The 18,038-nt window shown below is 49.3% G+C and carries 18 protein-coding genes, 1 pseudogene and 1 other annotated feature; of the genes and pseudogenes, 4 read left to right on the top strand and 15 right to left on the bottom strand.

Features of this window, described 5'->3' with window-relative positions:
* Positions 1-67: 67 nt before the first annotated feature.
* The 3 genes from ppsR to hemP all read left to right on the top strand — a co-directional run bounded on the left by ppsR (position 68) and on the right by hemP (position 2,451).
* Positions 68-901, top strand: coding sequence for a posphoenolpyruvate synthetase regulatory kinase/phosphorylase PpsR (gene ppsR / locus ABVN44_RS11080; RefSeq protein WP_000370992.1), 834 nt, complete (start codon positions 68-70; stop codon positions 899-901).
* Between the two features lie 155 nt (positions 902-1,056).
* Positions 1,057-2,103 carry a 3-deoxy-7-phosphoheptulonate synthase AroH gene (gene aroH, locus ABVN44_RS11075; RefSeq protein WP_001082196.1) on the top strand — a complete coding sequence of 349 codons (1,047 nt, stop codon included), beginning with the start codon at positions 1,057-1,059 and terminating at the stop codon, positions 2,101-2,103.
* A 156-nt stretch (positions 2,104-2,259) separates the two neighbouring features.
* Entirely contained in the window at positions 2,260-2,451 is a 192-nt protein-coding gene (gene hemP, locus ABVN44_RS11070) for a hemin uptake protein HemP (protein ID WP_000089118.1), read from the top strand.
* 35 nt (positions 2,452-2,486) lie between these two features.
* Here the strand turns inward: hemP and selO are convergent, their stop codons facing one another.
* From selO to thrS, 14 genes are all read right to left on the bottom strand, one after another.
* A complete protein-coding gene (selO, locus tag ABVN44_RS11065) occupies positions 2,487-3,929 on the bottom strand; it encodes a protein adenylyltransferase SelO (RefSeq protein ID WP_023231435.1) in 1,443 nt (480 codons plus the stop codon).
* A gap of 61 nt (positions 3,930-3,990) precedes the next feature.
* Positions 3,991-4,704 carry an anti-FlhDC factor YdiV gene (ydiV, locus tag ABVN44_RS11060; RefSeq protein WP_023231434.1) on the bottom strand — a complete coding sequence of 238 codons (714 nt, stop codon included), beginning with the start codon at positions 4,702-4,704 and terminating at the stop codon, positions 3,991-3,993.
* Between the two features lie 313 nt (positions 4,705-5,017).
* Positions 5,018-5,482: a C40 family peptidase gene (locus ABVN44_RS11055; RefSeq protein WP_001213256.1), complete on the bottom strand. Its 465-nt coding sequence runs from the start codon at positions 5,480-5,482 to the stop codon at positions 5,018-5,020.
* 76 nt (positions 5,483-5,558) lie between these two features.
* Positions 5,559-6,308 carry a vitamin B12 ABC transporter ATP-binding protein BtuD gene (btuD, locus tag ABVN44_RS11050; RefSeq protein WP_000080607.1) on the bottom strand — a complete coding sequence of 250 codons (750 nt, stop codon included), beginning with the start codon at positions 6,306-6,308 and terminating at the stop codon, positions 5,559-5,561.
* The gene (locus ABVN44_RS11045) at positions 6,308-6,859 is read right to left on the bottom strand and encodes a glutathione peroxidase (protein WP_001181565.1); all 552 of its coding nucleotides are present in this window, start codon (positions 6,857-6,859) and stop codon (positions 6,308-6,310) included. The genes btuD and ABVN44_RS11045 overlap by 1 nt, the downstream gene beginning before the upstream one ends.
* 91 nt (positions 6,860-6,950) lie before the next feature.
* Positions 6,951-7,931: a vitamin B12 ABC transporter permease BtuC gene (btuC, locus tag ABVN44_RS11040; protein WP_000954984.1), complete on the bottom strand. Its 981-nt coding sequence runs from the start codon at positions 7,929-7,931 to the stop codon at positions 6,951-6,953.
* 202 nt (positions 7,932-8,133) lie between these two features.
* On the bottom strand, positions 8,134-8,433 hold the full coding sequence (gene ihfA, locus ABVN44_RS11035; protein WP_001229266.1) for an integration host factor subunit alpha: 300 nt from the start codon (positions 8,431-8,433) through the stop codon (positions 8,134-8,136).
* 4 nt (positions 8,434-8,437) lie between these two features.
* A complete protein-coding gene (pheT, locus tag ABVN44_RS11030) occupies positions 8,438-10,825 on the bottom strand; it encodes a phenylalanine--tRNA ligase subunit beta (RefSeq protein ID WP_000672402.1) in 2,388 nt (795 codons plus the stop codon).
* 15 nt (positions 10,826-10,840) lie between these two features.
* Positions 10,841-11,824, bottom strand: coding sequence for a phenylalanine--tRNA ligase subunit alpha (gene pheS, locus ABVN44_RS11025; RefSeq protein WP_000018570.1), 984 nt, complete (start codon positions 11,822-11,824; stop codon positions 10,841-10,843).
* A 62-nt stretch (positions 11,825-11,886) separates the two neighbouring features.
* Positions 11,887-12,010 (bottom strand) — a sequence feature (Phe leader region).
* Positions 11,961-12,005, bottom strand: coding sequence for a pheST operon leader peptide PheM (pheM, locus tag ABVN44_RS11020; protein WP_001386830.1), 45 nt, complete (start codon positions 12,003-12,005; stop codon positions 11,961-11,963). (Overlaps the previous feature by 45 nt.)
* Positions 12,011-12,125: 115 nt before the next feature.
* The gene (rplT, locus tag ABVN44_RS11015) at positions 12,126-12,482 is read right to left on the bottom strand and encodes a 50S ribosomal protein L20 (RefSeq protein WP_000124850.1); all 357 of its coding nucleotides are present in this window, start codon (positions 12,480-12,482) and stop codon (positions 12,126-12,128) included.
* Between the two features lie 50 nt (positions 12,483-12,532).
* Positions 12,533-12,730, bottom strand: coding sequence for a 50S ribosomal protein L35 (gene rpmI / locus ABVN44_RS11010; RefSeq protein WP_001124225.1), 198 nt, complete (start codon positions 12,728-12,730; stop codon positions 12,533-12,535).
* 95 nt (positions 12,731-12,825) lie between these two features.
* Complete coding sequence (gene infC / locus ABVN44_RS11005) at positions 12,826-13,368, bottom strand: translation initiation factor IF-3 (RefSeq protein WP_001574431.1); 543 nt, start codon at positions 13,366-13,368, stop codon at positions 12,826-12,828.
* Positions 13,369-13,371: 3 nt separating this feature from the next.
* Complete coding sequence (gene thrS, locus ABVN44_RS11000; protein ID WP_001144226.1) at positions 13,372-15,300, bottom strand: threonine--tRNA ligase; 1,929 nt, start codon at positions 15,298-15,300, stop codon at positions 13,372-13,374.
* A gap of 897 nt (positions 15,301-16,197) precedes the next feature.
* Here thrS and ABVN44_RS10995 point away from each other — a divergent pair.
* The gene (locus ABVN44_RS10995; RefSeq protein ID WP_023182074.1) at positions 16,198-17,421 is read left to right on the top strand and encodes an O-antigen polymerase; all 1,224 of its coding nucleotides are present in this window, start codon (positions 16,198-16,200) and stop codon (positions 17,419-17,421) included.
* Positions 17,422-17,728: 307 nt separating this feature from the next.
* Here ABVN44_RS10995 and ABVN44_RS10990 read toward each other — a convergent pair.
* A pseudogene (locus tag ABVN44_RS10990) lies at positions 17,729-17,934 on the bottom strand (hypothetical protein).
* Between the last annotated feature and the right edge of the window lie 104 nt (positions 17,935-18,038).

Raw genomic sequence — 18,038 nt, 5'->3', positions numbered from 1 at the left:
TATACGTTTCCCGTTACTTTTAATTTATGCTTTCAGATAATTATGTTTACTCTTCAGGATGAACAGAATGGATAATGTTGTTGATCGCCATGTTTTCTATATTTCTGATGGTACCGCCATCACCGCCGAGGTCCTGGGTCACGCGGTCATGTCGCAGTTTCCGGTGACGATCAGCAGCATCACGCTGCCATTCGTGGAAAACGAAAGTCGCGCCCGCGCCGTCAAAGACCAAATTGACGCCATTTATCAGCAAACCGGCGTTCGCCCGCTGGTGTTTTACTCGATTGTTTTACCTGAAATTCGCGCCATCATCTTACAGAGCGAAGGTTTCTGCCAGGATATCGTCCAGGCGCTGGTGGCGCCGCTTCAGCAGGAGATGAAACTGGATCCGACGCCGATCGCTCATCGTACTCATGGGCTTAATCCGGGTAACCTGAACAAGTATGACGCCCGTATTGCCGCTATCGATTATACCCTGGCGCATGATGATGGCATTTCATTGCGCAACCTCGATCAGGCTCAGGTCATTTTGCTTGGCGTTTCGCGCTGTGGAAAAACGCCCACCAGCCTCTATCTGGCGATGCAATTCGGTATTCGTGCGGCTAACTACCCTTTCATCGCCGATGATATGGATAATTTGACGCTGCCCACATCGTTAAAACCGCTACAACATAAACTGTTCGGCCTGACAATTGACCCTGAACGCCTGGCGGCAATTCGCGAAGAACGCCGTGAAAACAGTCGCTATGCCTCGTTGCGTCAGTGCCGCATGGAAGTGGCGGAGGTCGAAGCGCTGTATCGTAAGAATCAGATCCCCTGCCTGAACAGCACCAATTATTCCGTTGAAGAGATAGCCACCAAGATTCTCGACATTATGGGGCTTAACCGCAGGATGTACTAGCAAACTAGTTTAATGGGTTGGTTTTTGTTATCATGCCGTTCTGCCTGCGAGGTGTGACACGCCTCGCACTTGAAATCAGCAGGGATTGGTTTATCGTGATGCCCATCACTTCCCGGTAGTCCTGCCGTTGAAGCAACAAATTTCTGAGACTTGTAATGAACAGAACCGACGAACTCCGTACTGCGCGTATCGACAGCCTGGTAACACCGACCGAACTCGCGCAGCGGTATCCTGTATCGTCCTCCGTCGCCAGTCACGTTACCGACTCCCGACGCCGGATAGAAAAGATTTTAAATGGTGAAGATCCACGGCTACTGGTCGTCATTGGCCCCTGTTCGATTCACGATCTGAATGCCGCCATGGAATACGCGACGCAGCTCCAGGCACAACGCCAAAAGCATCAGGCGCGTCTGGAGATCGTCATGCGCACCTATTTTGAAAAACCGCGCACCGTTGTGGGATGGAAAGGCCTGATTTCCGATCCCGACTTGAATGGAAGTTACCGCGTCAATTATGGGCTTGAACTGGCGCGTCGCTTGCTATTGCAGGTGAACGAACTGGGAGTACCGACCGCCACAGAATTTCTTGATATGGTCACCGGCCAGTTTATTGCCGATCTGATCAGTTGGGGAGCGATTGGCGCGCGTACCACCGAAAGCCAAATCCATCGGGAAATGGCTTCTGCGCTCTCTTGTCCGGTCGGCTTTAAAAATGGTACGGATGGCAATACTCGCATTGCCGTTGACGCTATTCGCGCCTCCCGCGCCAGCCATATGTTTCTCTCGCCGGATAAAGACGGACAGATGACCATCTACCAGACGAGTGGCAACCCGTATGGGCACATCATCATGCGCGGCGGTAAAAAACCGAACTACCACGCTGAAGATATTGCCGCCGCCTGCGACACGTTGCATGAATTTGATCTGCCGGAACATCTGGTCGTCGACTTCAGCCACGGCAACTGTCAAAAACAGCATCGCCGCCAGTTGGAGGTATGTGATGATATTTGCCAGCAGATTCGTAATGGCTCCACGGCAATTGCCGGGATTATGGCCGAGAGTTTTTTACGGGAAGGCACGCAAAAAATTATCAGCGGTCAACCATTAATCTATGGTCAGTCCATTACCGATCCTTGCCTGAACTGGGAAGATACGGAAGTTCTGTTGGAAAAACTGGCCGCAGCGGTAGACAGCCGCTTTTAATAGCTCGCCCATCCTGCCGGGATGGGCGTTTCTTCGATGCGTTACCCGCCCTTTTCTCTCCCCGCGCGTATATCACTCCGCAGAATTAGCACTTGCTGTTATCGCATTAATTATTGATAATAATAATCATTGTGAGTTTGATTATTAATAAATAACATGTCGCGTATGGATAACACCGAGCTGCCTCACCCTAAGGAAATGGACAATGAAACGCTTCTCCCTGCCGCTGAACGGCGCGTCAACAGTCAGGCGCTATTAGGTCCGGACGGCAAAGTCATTATCGATCACAACGGTCAGGAGTATCTGTTGCGCAAAACTCAGGCCGGGAAGCTACTGTTAACCAAATAGCGCTCCCGCCAGCAGACGATGCTGCTGGCGTCAGGCTAACTTGAACAACTGACCTCCAGCCGCTTTCCCCACTCCGGCGGTCGGCTGGCATAGTCATCATCTCGATCGGTAAAAGGTTGACGTAAAACTTCATGCAACCGATGCAGTTCCGCCATGTCTCCCTGTTCAGCCGCATCTATCGCGCGTTGCGCCAGCCAGTTGCGCAACACAACCGCAGGATTCACGCGTTGCATCTGCTGCTGGCGCAGCGCGTCATCCACCGCCTCTGTGCGCAATCGCGCCCGGTAGCGGTCGAACCAGGCATCGAACGCCGCGCGATCGATAAACGTATCCCGCAACGGCGAGGAAGCGCTCTGTTGCTCCGTATGGCTTAACATCCGAAATGTACGGGTATAGTCACTCCCTTCGTGCGCCATCAGACTAAATAATTCATTCAGTAAAGCGTTATCGTCTTTTTGCTCGGTAAAGAAGCCCAGCTTCTGGCGCATTCGCTGCCCATAGTGCGTTAACAACGCGTCCTGGTAGCGATCCAGCGCTCTGTTTAACGCGTCGATCTCAATAAAAGGGGTTAACGTCTGCGCCAGACGTTGTAAATTCCACAGCGCCACCGACGGTTGATTATCGAAGCGGTAACGTCCCTGATGATCGGAATGGTTACCAATGAAGCCGGGATCGTAGTCATCGAGAAAACCAAAGGGACCATAGTCGATGGTCAGCCCCAGAATCGACATGTTATCCGTATTCATAACGCCGTGCGAAAAACCGACGGTTTGCCACTCGGCGATGAGTCTTCCGGTACGCGCCGCCACCTCTTCAAACCACAAAGCATATTTTTCCGGGACATCCTGCCATTGCGGCCAGTAATGACGAATAGCGAAATCAGCCAGTTGCTGAACTTTTTCCGGCTCACGGCGGTAGTAGAAATGTTCGAAATGACCAAAACGCATATGACTTTGCGCCAGACGCATTAACATCGCGCCCGTTTCCTGCGTCTCTCGCTGAACCGGCGTATCGCTGGCTACGATAGATAACGCGCGCGTCGTGGGAATACCCAGATAATGCATGGCTTCGCTGGCAAGACTTTCTCGTATGGTTGAACGCAGGACGGCGCGCCCATCCCCCATTCGCGAATAGGGTGTTAATCCGGCGCCTTTCAGATGCCAGTCGAGGGTCGAGCCATCCGCCAGGAGCTGTTCGCCCAGCAAAATACCGCGTCCGTCGCCGAGTTGCCCCGCCCAGACGCCGAACTGATGCCCGCTATATACCTGCGCGACAGGCGACATACCGGGTAATAAGGTTTCGCCGCCCCAAACGCCAGCGCCATTGGTAGCGTCAAATAACGAAGCGGGAATGGCTAACTGCTGCACCAGTTCGTCGTTATACCAAATCAGTCGCGCATTTTTTAACGGTGTGGGTAAAAGCGCGGTATACGTTGCTGGCAATTCATCGCGCCAACGGGCAGTAAAAGACAGGGTCATAGGGCCTCCTGTCTTCAGTGTAGACGGTTAATCACCGGTTAAACACCGGCAAACAGAAAGGTTATCGCTGAACGAGTTTAATGAGCTGGCTTACCGGCACCGAAGGCCATAGTCCGCCCTGGAATGCGCTAAACCCCAATGGCGCTGCGCGCGCAAACATCGCCTCAGTATCAATACCGGCAATCATCAGCGACTCGCAGCTGGAGGAGATCTGGGCAACAATAGCGTGCATGAATGGTTCGAATGAGATCATTTCAGCTCGCTGCTGAATAAAATTTTTATCCAACATGACTCGTTTGAAAAGCCCATCGAAAATAGCTTTAGTCGACGCCTCGCCTGCCCCAAAATTTGCCAGCATTAATGGGAAATGCATTGCCAGATTAGCTAACGTTTCATTGTTTTTGCCCTGGTTTAACCCAGGATAATTCTCATTTATAGCTAATTCAAGAAACGGAAAGCGCGCTGCCCGGGAAAAAAGTTCGCTATCTAATAATAATAAGTCACTAATTGCAGGCGGTAAATTAAGCCATGCAATAAGTTTATGCTGAATAAAAAAGTGCTGACAGGTTTCTAACAACGCCAGTTTTTCAACAAACAGACAGTATTGTTCCTCCACCGAAAGGCGAGGCGATACCAACTCAGTCGGCATCCGCACGGCGCCGTCTTCAGCGGCAAACGTTGCAATAATCTCTAAACCAACAAGCCGAGCGTTTTCATCCATGACGGGAAGGAAAAAGAGTTCGGAATGGTAAAGCTCATCAAGTGAAGCAATCATTACGCCAGTCCCATGGTTAGGGCGCTATTCGCCATCCAGTCACTACGGACGGAAACAGACGTAACTTCAGATACTAATTGAAGCGTCATCATTTTTCTTGTTTACCGGTGAACCGGTTCCTTTTTTTAACTTACTCTGATTATAAACCAATATCCAATGTTGTACTTTTAACAGGGCGTGAGCACGCCCGTTTTTAATAAAAGTACGTTTGTAAATGCTACGGTTATATCATTATATATGATGACAACAGATGTCATAAGTTCAACCGGCGATATGTTAAAAATAGACTATAAAATTTATATCGTCTGCGAGGTTAAATTCGCCGTGCCTGCCAGAAGTTTTTTCGCCAGTACACATTATCCAGCGATGAACGCATCACGCCACGACTGGTAGAGGCATGAATAAACTCATTATTTGTATCGTAAATACCAACATGTAAACCACTTTCGCCCGAACCGGTTTTAAAGAAAACCAAATCTCCGGGCAGCAATTCATCTTTATCGATTCTGGTGCCGATTTTTGATTGTTCACGCGTATCACGAGGCAACTGCAAATCAAACTTGTCGCGCATAGTGACTACCACAAAGCCGGAACAGTCCACGCCTCTGCGACTCATGCCGCCGTAACGGTATGGCGTACCGCGCCAGGACTGCAACTGATCGTTCAGACCCGCAATGACGGTAATGGAGTCTGATAATCTGGCATTTGGCGCCGGTGCCCGATGAGTACTGCATCCTGCCAGGAACAATGCTGTGATAACAAGAAGCCAAAAACGCATGCCGCAACAATCCTCTGTTTTTATTTTGGTATTAATTTAGCGTCGAAATTACCTGCTTTTCAAGAAACGATTTTACTTAAGTGGCCGAAATGAGCATTGGATGCCCCTCGACGTCGAGTCGTCGAAAGCGCAGACCGTAGGCTTGCGCCAGATAAGAGGGGGTGAGCACCTCTTCCCGGCGGCCGCAGGCAATGAGTTTACCGCGCTTTAGTAACCAGGCTTTATGCGCATGGCGCAGCGTGTGGTTCAGATCGTGACTACTCATCACAATCGCGATTCCTGCCTGACACAAATGATGTAATACCCGATCCAGAGCGTTTTGTTGCGCAACATCGAGACTGTTCATCGGCTCATCAAGCAGCAATAATTGACCGACCGGATTAGCGTCGGGATGAATTTGTAGTACAACGGCAGCAAGGCGAACACGCTGCCACTCGCCACCGGAAAGCTGATTCACGCTTCGCCCCAGTTTGTCGCCCAATCCAAGCATATCGGCTACCTCGTTAAGCTGCCCGGTTCGCGTTTTATCAGGTTGATGCAATGTCAGGTAATGCCAGACCGGCATGGCGAACGGCGGATTTTGCTGTTGCGCAAGATAAGCGCGATGTTGGGCAAGCGTTGCCGTCGCCCATGCCTCCAGCGGCGCTCCGCCAAACCTGATGCTCCCCTCGCCGGAGGTTAACCCCGCCATACGCGCCAGTAGCGTGCTTTTCCCGGCACCGTTCGGCCCGACAAGATGAAGGATCTCTCCTGCGCTTACTTCGCCGGAAAGCGGCCCCAGGCGGGTGCTCTCGGCGACATCCTTTAATTGCATCAATTGAGACATTATTTTGCCAACGCGATTTTTATGCTTTCCATCACAATAGGATCTTCAGGCGTCATATCCGGCGAAAAACGCTGTACCACCTGACCATCCCGGCCTACCAAAAATTTTTCAAAATTCCACAGAATATCATCCGGATAGAGTGGCGTACGGCCTTTGCTTACCATCCGTTCGTAAAAGCCGCTCTTCTCCGGCGCGACTGCCGTTGGCGCAGCGGCTATCAGTTTTTGATACAGCGGATGGCGCGCGTCGCCATTCACATCAATTTTACTGAACATCGGGAACGTGACGCCCCAGGTGCTGGCACAATAGGTTTTAATCTCCTCTTCGCTGCCTGGCTCCTGCCCCATAAACTGGTTGCAGGGAAAACCCAACACGACAAACCCCTGATCTGCCCACGCCTTCTGGATATTTTCCAACTGTTCATATTGCGGCGTCAGGCCACATCTGGAGGCGACGTTTACAATGAGCAGCACTTTTCCGGCGTATTTTTCAAGTGTAGTGACCTCTCCATCAATCGTCGTAACGTGAGTATTAAGAAGCGAGTTTTGCATGGTGTCTCCCTGATGTCGGTAGAATAGCGGGTTTCATCGTTAGCCTTTAATCATAGACTGCGAATGATGAAAGCAGTTGTTTACCGATGCGCTAACGCGCGGATTTGAGTAGCAGCCAGATAAACACTGGTGCCCCCAATGTGGCGGTGACCACCCCGATAGGCAGTTCAGCCGACGCCAGCGCCAGTCGGGCGACCACATCTGCCAATAGCAGGGCGATAGCCCCGGCCAGCGCGCAGCCGGGAAGTAAAACCCGGTGATCGGTTAAACCACATAAGCGCAGGATGTGCGGAATAACCAGACCGATAAAACCAATCGCCCCCGCCATCGCCACGCTGACGCCCACCATCCAGCCGGTGGCGACGACCAACAAATTGCGCCAGAACCACAGCGGCAGGCCAAGCTGCCGCGCCGAGGTTTCCCCTAGTGCCAGCATATTCAGCGGTTGCGACTGGCAACATATCCAGATCAGTACCGGGATGAGCGCAATCATTAGCCAGCTCTGCTGCCAGTCAACGCCGCCAAATCCTCCCATCATCCAGTACATTAATTGCCGCAGATCGAAAGAGGTGGAAAAATAGATAGCCCACGTCATCAGCGCGCTACAGATAATGCCTAGCGCGACGCCCGCCAACAACAAGCGGCTGGTAGAAAGATGGCGACGCGCAAAACGCAGCAGGATTAACGTAATAATGAGCGCGCCGGCTATAGCGCACAGCCCCAGCGCCCATCCTGGCAGTTGCCCCTGCCCCAGTAAGACGGCGGCAATAAGCCCAACACCGGCCCCATTCGAAACGCCGAGCAGACCCGGTTCAGCAAGTGGGTTTTCAAACAGCGCCTGCATCACGGCGCCAGATAGCGCCAGCGCAGCGCCAACCAGCAATACCGCAAGCGTGCGGGGAAGGCGAATTTGCCAGACAAACAGTTCCCCCCGGGCGCTTAACCAGTCACCGGGGGCAATCCACTGTTCGCCTGCGCATAAGCTCAGAAGTGTAGCCAGTAGCACCAGCAGTGACAGGCTCAGAAGCCAGCGAACGTTTCGTCGCTGTTGTTGGCGGGCAAAAGTCAGCATGTTATCCATTCAGCTGAAAAGAGGTAGCGTGATTTTACGGTGGGTATCCTTTACTTGAAAGAAAAAAGGCCGCAATGCGGCCTTTTTAGTTATACGGGTCATCTTTCAGGCTGACAGATACGCTGTCATCCCGCTGATCTACTTTCGGGATGGCAGCGTATCTGCCGCAATACACCCTGATGGATGTTATGCCTGGATCTGATTACTCTTCTTTGGGCGAAGCGTTTTCGACCCGGCTCTTTAACTTCTGCCCGGGTCTGAAGGTCACCACGCGCCGTGCTGTAATAGGAATATCTTCACCCGTTTTCGGGTTACGCCCCGGACGTTGATTTTTATCACGCAGATCGAAGTTACCAAAACCAGAGAGTTTCACCTGCTCACCGTTTTCCAGAGCACGACGGATCTCTTCGAAAAACAGTTCAACCAGTTCTTTGGCATCCCGCTTGCTAAGCCCAAGCTTATCAAACAGATATTCTGACATTTCAGCTTTTGTAAGCGCCATAGGTTCAATCCCTCAATGATGCCTGGAATCGCTCTTTTAATGCCTCTACACATTTGGCGACGGTAGCGGCAATCTCCTCTTCTTCGAGTGTACGGTTGGTATCCTGAAGGATCAGGCTGATAGCGAGGCTCTTATAACCCTCCGCAACACCCTTACCGCGGTACACGTCAAATAAGTTTACGCCAACTACCTGATTTACGCCAACTTTCTTACATTCGGATAAAATATCCGCTGCGGGAACGTTTTCTGCAACAACAACCGCAATATCGCGACGGTTAGCCGGGAAGCGTGAAATCTCCCGCGCCTGCGGCACGATACGGTCTGCGAGCTTATTCCATTCCAGTTCAAACACCAGCGTACGACCATTCAGATCCAGTTTACGTTCCAGTTCAGGGTGAACAACCCCAATAAAACCAATACGTTCATCTTTCAGATAAATCGCCGCAGACTGTCCCGGATGCAGAGCCGGATTCATCTCCGCCTTAAACTGGATATCACCCAGTTTGCCGGTTAAATCCAGTACTGCTTCCAGATCGCCTTTCAAATCATAGAAATCAACGGTCTCTTTTGCCAGGTTCCAGTGCTCATCATAGCGGTTACCGCAAATCACGCCAGCCAGCATCAGATCCTGTCGAATACCCAGATTGGCTTGTGTATCCGGAACGAAACGTAAACCGGTTTCAAAAATACGCACGCGATTCTGCTGACGGTTTTGGTTATAGACCACCGTCGCCAACAATCCGCTCCACAGAGACAGACGCATCGCCGACATCTCAACGGAGATAGGGTTTGGCAGCAGCAGCGCTTCTGCGCCTGGATGGATGAGCTGTTGTACTTTAGGATCGACAAAGCTATAGGTAATCACTTCCTGATAGCCTTTGTCGTTCAGCATGGTTTTAACCCGCTTCAACGACAGATCGGCTTCACGGTGCGTCCCCATGATTAAACCGGCCTGGATTGGCTCGTCCGGAATATTGTTATAGCCGTAAACGCGGGCAACCTCTTCCACCAGATCTTCTTCAATTTCCATATCGAAACGCCAGGTCGGCGCTACGGCTTTCCACTCGTCCTGCCCTTCGGTCACTTCACAGCCCAGACGACGCAGAATATCACTGACCTGCTCATCCGCAATATGATGCCCGATCAGGCGATCCAGTTTACTGCGACGCAGAGTAATGGTGGCGCGTTTCGGCAACGTTGCTTCGTTGCTCACATCAATTATCGGACCCGCATCACCGCCACAGATATCAAGAAGCAGACGAGTAGCGCGCTCTATCGCTTTATATTGCAGCGCTGGGTCCACCCCGCGCTCGTAGCGGTGAGACGCATCGGTATGCAGACCGTGGCGGCGAGCGCGACCGGTGATAGACAGCGGATTAAAGTACGCACACTCCAGCAGCACATTTTGCGTTTCGCCGTTCACGCCGGAATGTTCGCCGCCAAAAATACCGGCTATCCCCAGCGCCTTATGGTGATCGGCGATCACCAGCGTGTCCGCATTTAACGTCGCTTCGCTACCGTCCAGCAGGACGACGGTTTCACCCTCTTTTGCCATCCGCACGACAATACCGCCATCAATGCGATCTTTATCGAAAGCATGCATTGGCTGACCCAGTTCGAGCAGCACATAGTTCGTGACGTCAACCACCGCATCGATGGAGCGAATACCGCAGCGACGCAGTTTCTCTTTCATCCACAGCGGCGTCGGCGCGTTAACATTGATGCCTTTTACCACCCGGCCCAGATAGCGTGGACACGCATCAGCGGCCTCTACTGTAATCGGCAGCGTATCGCTGATGGTTGCCGTAACCGGCGCCATTTCAGGCTCCTGGAGCGGCGCTTTGTTCAGTACCGCCACATCGCGCGCAACGCCGATGATACCTAAGCAATCCGCACGGTTCGGCGTGACGCTAATTTCGATGGTATTGTCGTCAAGCTTCAGGTATTCACGGATATCGGTACCCAGCGGCGCATCCGCCGGCAGTTCGATAATGCCGCTGTGATCGTCGGAAATCCCCAGTTCGGAGAAGGAGCACAGCATCCCTTCAGACGGTTCGCCGCGCAGTTTCGCCGCTTTAATTTTGAAATCGCCCGGCAGGATGGCGCCAATGGTGGCCACCGCTACTTTCAGCCCCTGACGACAGTTTGGCGCGCCGCAGACGATATCCAACAGGCGTTCTCCGCCAACGTTGACTTTCGTTACACGCAATTTGTCAGCGTTCGGATGCTGGGCGCACTCAACCACTTCCCCAACCACAACGCCATTGAAGCTTCCCGCGACCGGCTCAACGCCGTCTACTTCCAGGCCAGCCATCGTAATCTGGTTAGCCAACGCATCGCTATCAATTGCCGGGTTAACCCACTCGCGTAACCACAGTTCGCTGAATTTCATTGTTTTATCCTGCCTTTATTTAAACTGTTTAAGGAAACGCAGATCGTTTTCGAAGAATGAACGCAGGTCGGTGACGCCGTAACGCAACATGGTCAGACGTTCCATCCCCATACCAAAAGCGAAGCCAGAATAGATTTCCGGATCGATACCGACATTACGCAGCACATTCGGATGCACCATCCCGCAGCCCAGCACCTCCAGCCATTTACCGTTTTTACCCATCACATCCACTTCCGCAGAAGGTTCGGTAAACGGAAAATAAGAAGGACGGAAGCGAATCTGCAGATCCTCCTCAAAGAAATTACGCAGGAAGTCGTGCAGCGTACCTTTGAGGTTGGTGAAGCTGATGTTGGTATCAACAATCAGACCTTCCATCTGATGGAACATCGGAGTATGCGTCTGGTCGTAGTCATTACGGTATACACGGCCCGGCGCAATAATACGGATCGGCGGTTGCTGCGCTTTCATCGTCCGGATCTGGACGCCAGACGTCTGGGTCCGCAGCAGACGGGTCGCGTCAAACCAGAAGGTATCATGATCGGCGCGGGCCGGATGATGACCCGGAATGTTTAACGCATCGAAGTTATGGTAGTCATCTTCGATTTCCGGGCCAGTCGCCACGGTAAAACCAAGCTCGCCGAAGAAACTTTCAATACGGTCAATGGTACGCGTGACCGGATGCAGACCGCCGTTCTCAATACGGCGCCCCGGCAGGGAGATATCGATGGTTTCAGCGGCCAGACGGGCGTTAAGCGCTGCGCTTTCCAGCTCGGCTTTACGCGCGTTAAGAGCCTGTTGTACCTGCTCTTTCGCGGCGTTAATGACTGCCCCGGCTGCCGGACGCTCTTCCGGCGGCAGATCGCGTAGGGTCGTCATCTGAAGGGTTAAATGCCCTTTCTTGCCCAAATATTCGACGCGTACATTGTCTAACGCGGCAACATCTGACGCCTGGTTAATGGCGGCCGCTGCATTGGCAACCAGCTCTGCGAGATGTGACATGGTTTTCCTCATTGTGTCGGTGAAGACACCGGTTCATTGGACGTAATCTCTCGATTTCAGATACAAAAAAAGCCTCCATCAGGAGGCTTTTTTGCGCTGTTTTTCGTTTCGTTTTTCACGCGCTAGCCTCCTGGGATCAGGTGCTAAAGTAAAAAAAGAAACGGAAAATAGCAGCGTTCATGCTTGCGTTACCTTATGTGGTAAAACCGAATATCCTTTATTGAAAAGGGTTACAGGTCAATTGTCAACTCACTGAACAGTAAATAAAAGAGAGGGAGCCAGGCTCCCTCTTTTCACTGGCTTATGCCAGAGCTGCTTTCGCTTTTTCAACCAGCGCGGTGAACGCGACTTTGTCGAATACGGCGATATCAGCCAGGATCTTACGGTCGATTTCAACAGAGGCTTTTTTCAGGCCGTTGATGAATTTGCTGTAAGAAATACCGTTCTGACGTGCTGCTGCGTTGATACGCGCAATCCACAGTTGACGGAACTGACGCTTACGTTGACGACGGTCACGGTAAGCATACTGACCAGCTTTGATAACTGCCTGGAAGGCAACGCGGTATACGCGAGAACGCGCACCGTAGTAGCCTTTGGCTTGTTTCAAAATTTTCTTGTGACGTGCGCGTGCAATTACACCACGTTTTACGCGAGCCATATGTGCTCTCCTGTATCTATTCTAATTAAAAAGTTAAAAACGTTAACGGCTTATGCGTACGGCAGGCACGCGATAACCAGGCCCAGATCGCCTTTAGAAACCATGGCTTTCGGACGCAGGTGACGTTTACGTTTAGTCGCTTTTTTGGTCAGAATGTGACGCAGGTTAGCGTGCTTGTGCTTAAAACCACCTTTACCGGTTTTTTTGAAGCGCTTAGCAGCACCGCGTACGGTCTTAATTTTTGGCATTTTAATAACTTCCACTTCGCATTGTTAATAAACGAAACATAGGCGAACAAAACCTGTGAAGCCCGAAGGCTTCACAGAATTGTTACTTGAAGGCCTTACTGTTTCTTCTTAGGAGCAAGCACCATGATCATCTGACGGCCTTCGATCTTCGTTGGGAAGGATTCGACCACTGCCAGTTCTTGCAAATCGTCTTTCACGCGATTAAGCACTTCCATACCGATTTGCTGGTGGGCCATCTCACGGCCGCGGAAACGCAGCGTGATTTTGGCCTTATCGCCCTCTTCGAGAAAGCGAATCAGGCTGCGGAGTTTTACCTGATAGTCGCCTTCATCTGTCCCAGGACGGAATTTAATTTCCTTCACCTGGATAACTTTTTGCTTTTTCTTCTGTTCCTTAGAAGACTTACTCTTTTCATAGAGGAATTTGCCGTAATCCATTATACGACAAACCGGCGGCTCGGCGTTAGGGCTGATTTCGACTAAGTCTACTCCGGCTTCTTCAGCTTTTTCCAGAGCTTCTCTCAGACTCACAATACCAAGCTGCTCGCCTTCCAGACCTGTTAAGCGAACTTCTTGCGCGCGAATTTCGCTATTAATACGATTCGGACGCGCCGTTTGAACTCGTTTTCCGCCTTTAATACTTTATTCCTCCAGTTGTTGAAGACTGCGGCTGCGAATCTCTTGTTGCAGCTTCTCAATCACGTCATTTACGTCCAGACTGCCCAGGTCTTTACCGCGGCGGGTGCGAACGGCAACTTTGCCTGCTTCCACCTCTTTATCACCACAGACCAACATATAAGGGACACGACGTAAAGTGTGCTCGCGGATTTTAAAGCCAATCTTCTCATTTCTCAAGTCTGCTTTTACACGAATGCCCGCATTTTGTAGTTTCTGCGTCAATTCGTTAACGTATTCAGACTGCGAATCGGTAATATTCATCACGACTACCTGAACAGGCGCGAGCCATGTCGGGAAGAAACCAGCGAACTCTTCGGTCAGGATACCGATGAAGCGTTCCATCGACCCAAGAATCGCACGGTGAATCATTACCGGCACCTTACGCTCGTTGTCTTCGCCTACATAGGAGGCGCTCAGACGAGACGGTAAGGAGAAGTCCAGCTGTACTGTACCGCACTGCCATGCACGATCGAGGCAGTCATATAAGGTAAATTCAATTTTCGGACCGTAGAATGCGCCTTCACCCAGTTGATACTCAAACGGGATATTATTTTCTTCCAGCGCAACCGCCAGATCCGCCTCAGCACGATCCCACATCTCATCGCTGCCGATACGCTTGTCAGGACGAGTGGAAAGCTTGACGACGATCTTCTCGAAGCCAAAGGTGCTGTACATATCGTAGACCATACGAATACAAGCGTTAACTTCATCGCGGATCTGCTCTTCGGTGCAGAAGATATGCGCATCATCCTGCGTAAAGCCGCGTACGCGCATCAGACCATGCAGCGCGCCTGATGGCTCGTTACGGTGGCAGCTACCGAATTCCGCCATACGCAGCGGCAAATCACGATAGGATTTCAGACCCTGGTTAAAGATCTGAACGTGGCCCGGGCAGTTCATCGGCTTGATGCAATATTCGCGGTTTTCTGAAGATGTGGTGAACATCGCATCTTTATAGTTGTCCCAGTGCCCGGTTTTTTCCCACAGCACACGGTCCATCATGAACGGGCCTTTAACTTCTTGATACTGGTACTCTTTGAGTTTAGAACGAACAAAGACCTCCAGCTCGCGGAAGATAGTCCAGCCGTCGTTATGCCAGAACACCATGCCCGGCGCTTCTTCCTGCATATGATACAGGTCGAGCTGCTTACCAATTTTACGGTGGTCGCGTTTTGCGGCCTCTTCCAGGCGCTGCAGATAAGCGTTCAGGGCTTTTTTATCTGCCCATGCCGTACCGTAAATACGTTGCAACATCTTATTATTGCTGTCACCGCGCCAGTATGCGCCGGCAGTTTTCATCAGTTTAAAGTGATGGCAGAAACGCATATTCGGCACGTGCGGACCACGACACATGTCGACATATTCTTCATGATGGTACAAGCCTGGCTTGTCATCATGAGCAATGTTTTCATCAAGAATGGAAACTTTGTAGCTTTCACCACGCTTCACGAAGGTTTCACGCGCTTCGTGCCAGCTGACTTTCTTCTTGATAACGTCGTAATTTTTCTCGGCGAGCTCATGCATCCGCTTTTCGAGCGCTTCGACATCTTCCTGAGTTAGCGTGCGGTCAAGATCAACGTCATAGTAAAAACCGTTGTCGACAACCGGGCCGATCGCCATTTTCGTGTGCGGCCAAAGTTGCTTGATAGCGTGACCTAACAGATGCGCGCAAGAGTGACGAATGATCTCCAGACCCTCTTCATCTTTTGCGGTGATGATGGAAAGCGTCGCATCATTTTCAATCAGATCGGAAGCATCAACCAGCTCGCCATTCACACGGCCCGCAATGGTGGCTTTCGCCAGGCCAGGACCAATGTCCAGAGCAACATCCATCGGGCTTACAGGGTGGTCATAATGGCGTTGGCTGCCATCAGGAAGAGTAATAACAGGCATGTAATATCCTTATTTGCAGTGGTGACCCATACGCAAGATCACATACAAAGAGAAAATGAATTTATTGACAGTGAGTTGTGTATCCATCTAGCCAACCATTGCTAAATTGGCGCACAACCTTCGACACAGACGAAAATCGCTATTTTCGTCCGGCATGACGATGGTAACACTAAAAAAAGGGAGATTGCATCTTTCTGTTCTACAGAACCTGAATCCCAACACACTACCCAGCACGCGTATCGTTAATGATGTACATGGTCACTCTGAGTCTCGACTTACTGCCACCGTATGAGTCATTCACATCAGATAGCTTTCGACGACCGCTATCTATATTCTTCAGATGGGGACCTGGCAGCATGCGATAACGCACAATACGAAACCCACTTTCCAAAGCACATACCAGCAAAGAGCCATTACATGCTGCTATGAAGCTTCTATAACTAGCAACGTCTCCCTTATGATGCCGTACTTGTAATTCGTCTGTGTTGCTTGAAGTATGTCGCGGCACGATGTGAGATGAGTTACTCGTCGAGTGATAGCCCTTTCTCTGTATAGCCTTTTACAGGACTCGGGAACCTCATGATGAACCTTCGAATACTGCTGTATATAAACACAGTAACAATCATGCGTAATTATCAAAAGCATTTACATTGCTTGATGTTTGTGCTGCAAACGCTTGATAGCTTCATGCTATCGGAGGCGCAGTAGATAGGAGTGTTAATGAGTGTTAATATGTCAATAACACGGTTTTGATATCGGGAAGATAGTGATGAGTAATGATTATAGACTACCAGATTCAGAATATCTTGCCAGAAGATTTTCCGTACCACACCTTGTTTGCCTGATGGCAATATTATTAATATTTTCAATACTAAGCATTTTTTCTAAAGGCTCTATATGCTTATAATTTCATACATTGTATTATGCTTATTATTTATAGTTTATCTCTATACTCTTTCCGTAAGAATTGAGGGGAAAATAATAAATGTAATGGTCCCATACCTGATAATAACAGTGCCTACACTGTACGTGTTTGAAGGTATATTTGTATACCTCTCAGAGGTGCGGAAGTATACAGTGGAATATTTGTTTTTCTATACTTGCTATATAACATACATAGCATCATTTGTTATTTCTTATCTTTACACACAAAGAAAACCCATATACAACAAATCAAACACAAAAAATAAACCAAGGTATGTGTTTACTTCATTGTTATTCACCTTCCTTGCTTTTATCATTTACCTTCCAGTGTTGATGGAGTTCAGAGAGTACATACTTAGCCCAAGAAGAATATACGAATTAACCAGAACAGGGTATGGTATATACTTCTATCCTTCATTAATGTTTTCTCTTGTCGCTTCTATTTGCGCGTTCTTTACATACAAAAAATCAAAGTTATTTTGTATTTCCATAGTTTTATTTAACTGTATACTTATTTTCTTGCATGGTAACAAAGGACCAATATTTAGTATATTTATAGCATTCATCCTTTACCTTTCATATATTGAAAATAAAAAAATTAAATTTATGTTCCTGGTGAAATCGTTTGCTGTTATAGCAGTCATTGTAACGGCATTCTTTGCATATACGTTTACTGATGGGAATCCGATAGAAAATATGGCGAATTACTCGGATTATACCCGTAATGCTGTTCTTGTTGCTTCCTCAAACTTTGACTTTATGTATGGAAAATTACTAATGGAGAGCGAGGTTTACTCGAGGATTCCGAGGGCTATTTGGCCTGATAAGCCTGAAGATTTTGGCGCATTGTATCTGGCAAAAGTATTTTTCCCTGATGCATTCTACAGAAATCAGGGCGCTCCTGCTTTCGGGTATGGTGAACTATACGCAGATTTCGGGCTTTTTACACCAGTTTGGTTAGTTATATCTGGAGTATTTAAAGGCGTCCTGGCTAAGTATTTCTCCAATAAAACTCAGGAAACAAAGTCAGCGCATTATTTCATAATGTTCCTATTTTGCATTGGAATAAGTGTGATTCCTGTTAGCATGGGATGGTTGTTCCCTGAGCATTTGATGATTGCCTTTATGGTATACATTGCATCTTCCTTTGTTTTTTCAGCGCATATAAGATTCGTTTTACTAAGAAGCGATAAATAATTTATACGGCGGCAATGCCGCCGTTTTATTTAGTTTTGGAGCGTAAATCTTGTTGGGTTTGCTGAACAGCATTACCAACGTAAATTACTTTTGATGCATTCATGATAGTGCTTGAGTTTCCTAATAATGATTTATGAATAGCCCCTCAATTATGTATTTCTCGCCGCCGGTTATTATTAGTCCTGCCGCTACTCCGCCCTAATCCACATCTACTCATATGCGGATCATCCCGATGATTATCACCGTAATATAATCTACCATTGATACCAATAAACGCTGTGTTATGAATGACAGTTCCCTGCTTAAGTTAGATTAGGTACACACATCTTACGGCACGAAAGGGATCAATGTGAAACGGTATGAAACATATATATGCGTTATTACTAGTAATAACGCGGAACTGGTGAAACAGGTTTAAACGAACGTGAATGGATGTGAATGAAGGATAGTACTTATACGCAAGATCACATACAAAGAGAAAATGAATTTATTGACAGTGAGTTGTGTATCCATCTAGCCAACCATTGCTAAATTGGCGCACAACCTTCGACACAGACGAAAATCGCTATTTTCGTCCGGCATGACGATGGTAACACTAAAAAAAGGGAGATTGCATC

Origin of the sequence: Salmonella sp. SJTUF15570 (assembly GCF_043357055.1) — a bacterium.
Classification (GTDB): Bacteria; Pseudomonadota; Gammaproteobacteria; order Enterobacterales; family Enterobacteriaceae; genus Salmonella; species Salmonella enterica.
Note: the sequence above shows the minus strand (reverse complement) of the source record. Positions and strands in the feature narration are given on the sequence as shown.

Bases quoted from the DNA above. Each gene is read 5' to 3' on its own strand.
- pheT (WP_000672402.1), bottom strand. From the start codon at position 10,825: ATGAAATTCAGCGAACTGTGGTTACGCGAGTGGGTTAACCCGGCAATT.
- ppsR (WP_000370992.1), top strand. From the start codon at position 68: ATGGATAATGTTGTTGATCGCCATGTTTTCTATATTTCTGATGGTACC.
- pheS (WP_000018570.1), bottom strand. From the start codon at position 11,824: ATGTCACATCTCGCAGAGCTGGTTGCCAATGCAGCGGCCGCCATTAAC.
- rplT (WP_000124850.1), bottom strand. From the start codon at position 12,482: ATGGCTCGCGTAAAACGTGGTGTAATTGCACGCGCACGTCACAAGAAA.
- aroH (WP_001082196.1), top strand. From the start codon at position 1,057: ATGAACAGAACCGACGAACTCCGTACTGCGCGTATCGACAGCCTGGTA.
- btuD (WP_000080607.1), bottom strand. From the start codon at position 6,308: ATGTCTCAATTGATGCAATTAAAGGATGTCGCCGAGAGCACCCGCCTG.
- selO (WP_023231435.1), bottom strand. From the start codon at position 3,929: ATGACCCTGTCTTTTACTGCCCGTTGGCGCGATGAATTGCCAGCAACG.
- ihfA (WP_001229266.1), bottom strand. From the start codon at position 8,433: ATGGCGCTTACAAAAGCTGAAATGTCAGAATATCTGTTTGATAAGCTT.
- ABVN44_RS11055 (WP_001213256.1), bottom strand. From the start codon at position 5,482: ATGCGTTTTTGGCTTCTTGTTATCACAGCATTGTTCCTGGCAGGATGC.
- hemP (WP_000089118.1), top strand. From the start codon at position 2,260: ATGTCGCGTATGGATAACACCGAGCTGCCTCACCCTAAGGAAATGGAC.
- ydiV (WP_023231434.1), bottom strand. From the start codon at position 4,704: ATGATTGCTTCACTTGATGAGCTTTACCATTCCGAACTCTTTTTCCTT.
- btuC (WP_000954984.1), bottom strand. From the start codon at position 7,931: ATGCTGACTTTTGCCCGCCAACAACAGCGACGAAACGTTCGCTGGCTT.
- ABVN44_RS10995 (WP_023182074.1), top strand. From the start codon at position 16,198: ATGCTTATAATTTCATACATTGTATTATGCTTATTATTTATAGTTTAT.
- rpmI (WP_001124225.1), bottom strand. From the start codon at position 12,730: ATGCCAAAAATTAAGACCGTACGCGGTGCTGCTAAGCGCTTCAAAAAA.
- thrS (WP_001144226.1), bottom strand. From the start codon at position 15,300: ATGCCTGTTATTACTCTTCCTGATGGCAGCCAACGCCATTATGACCAC.
- ABVN44_RS11045 (WP_001181565.1), bottom strand. From the start codon at position 6,859: ATGCAAAACTCGCTTCTTAATACTCACGTTACGACGATTGATGGAGAG.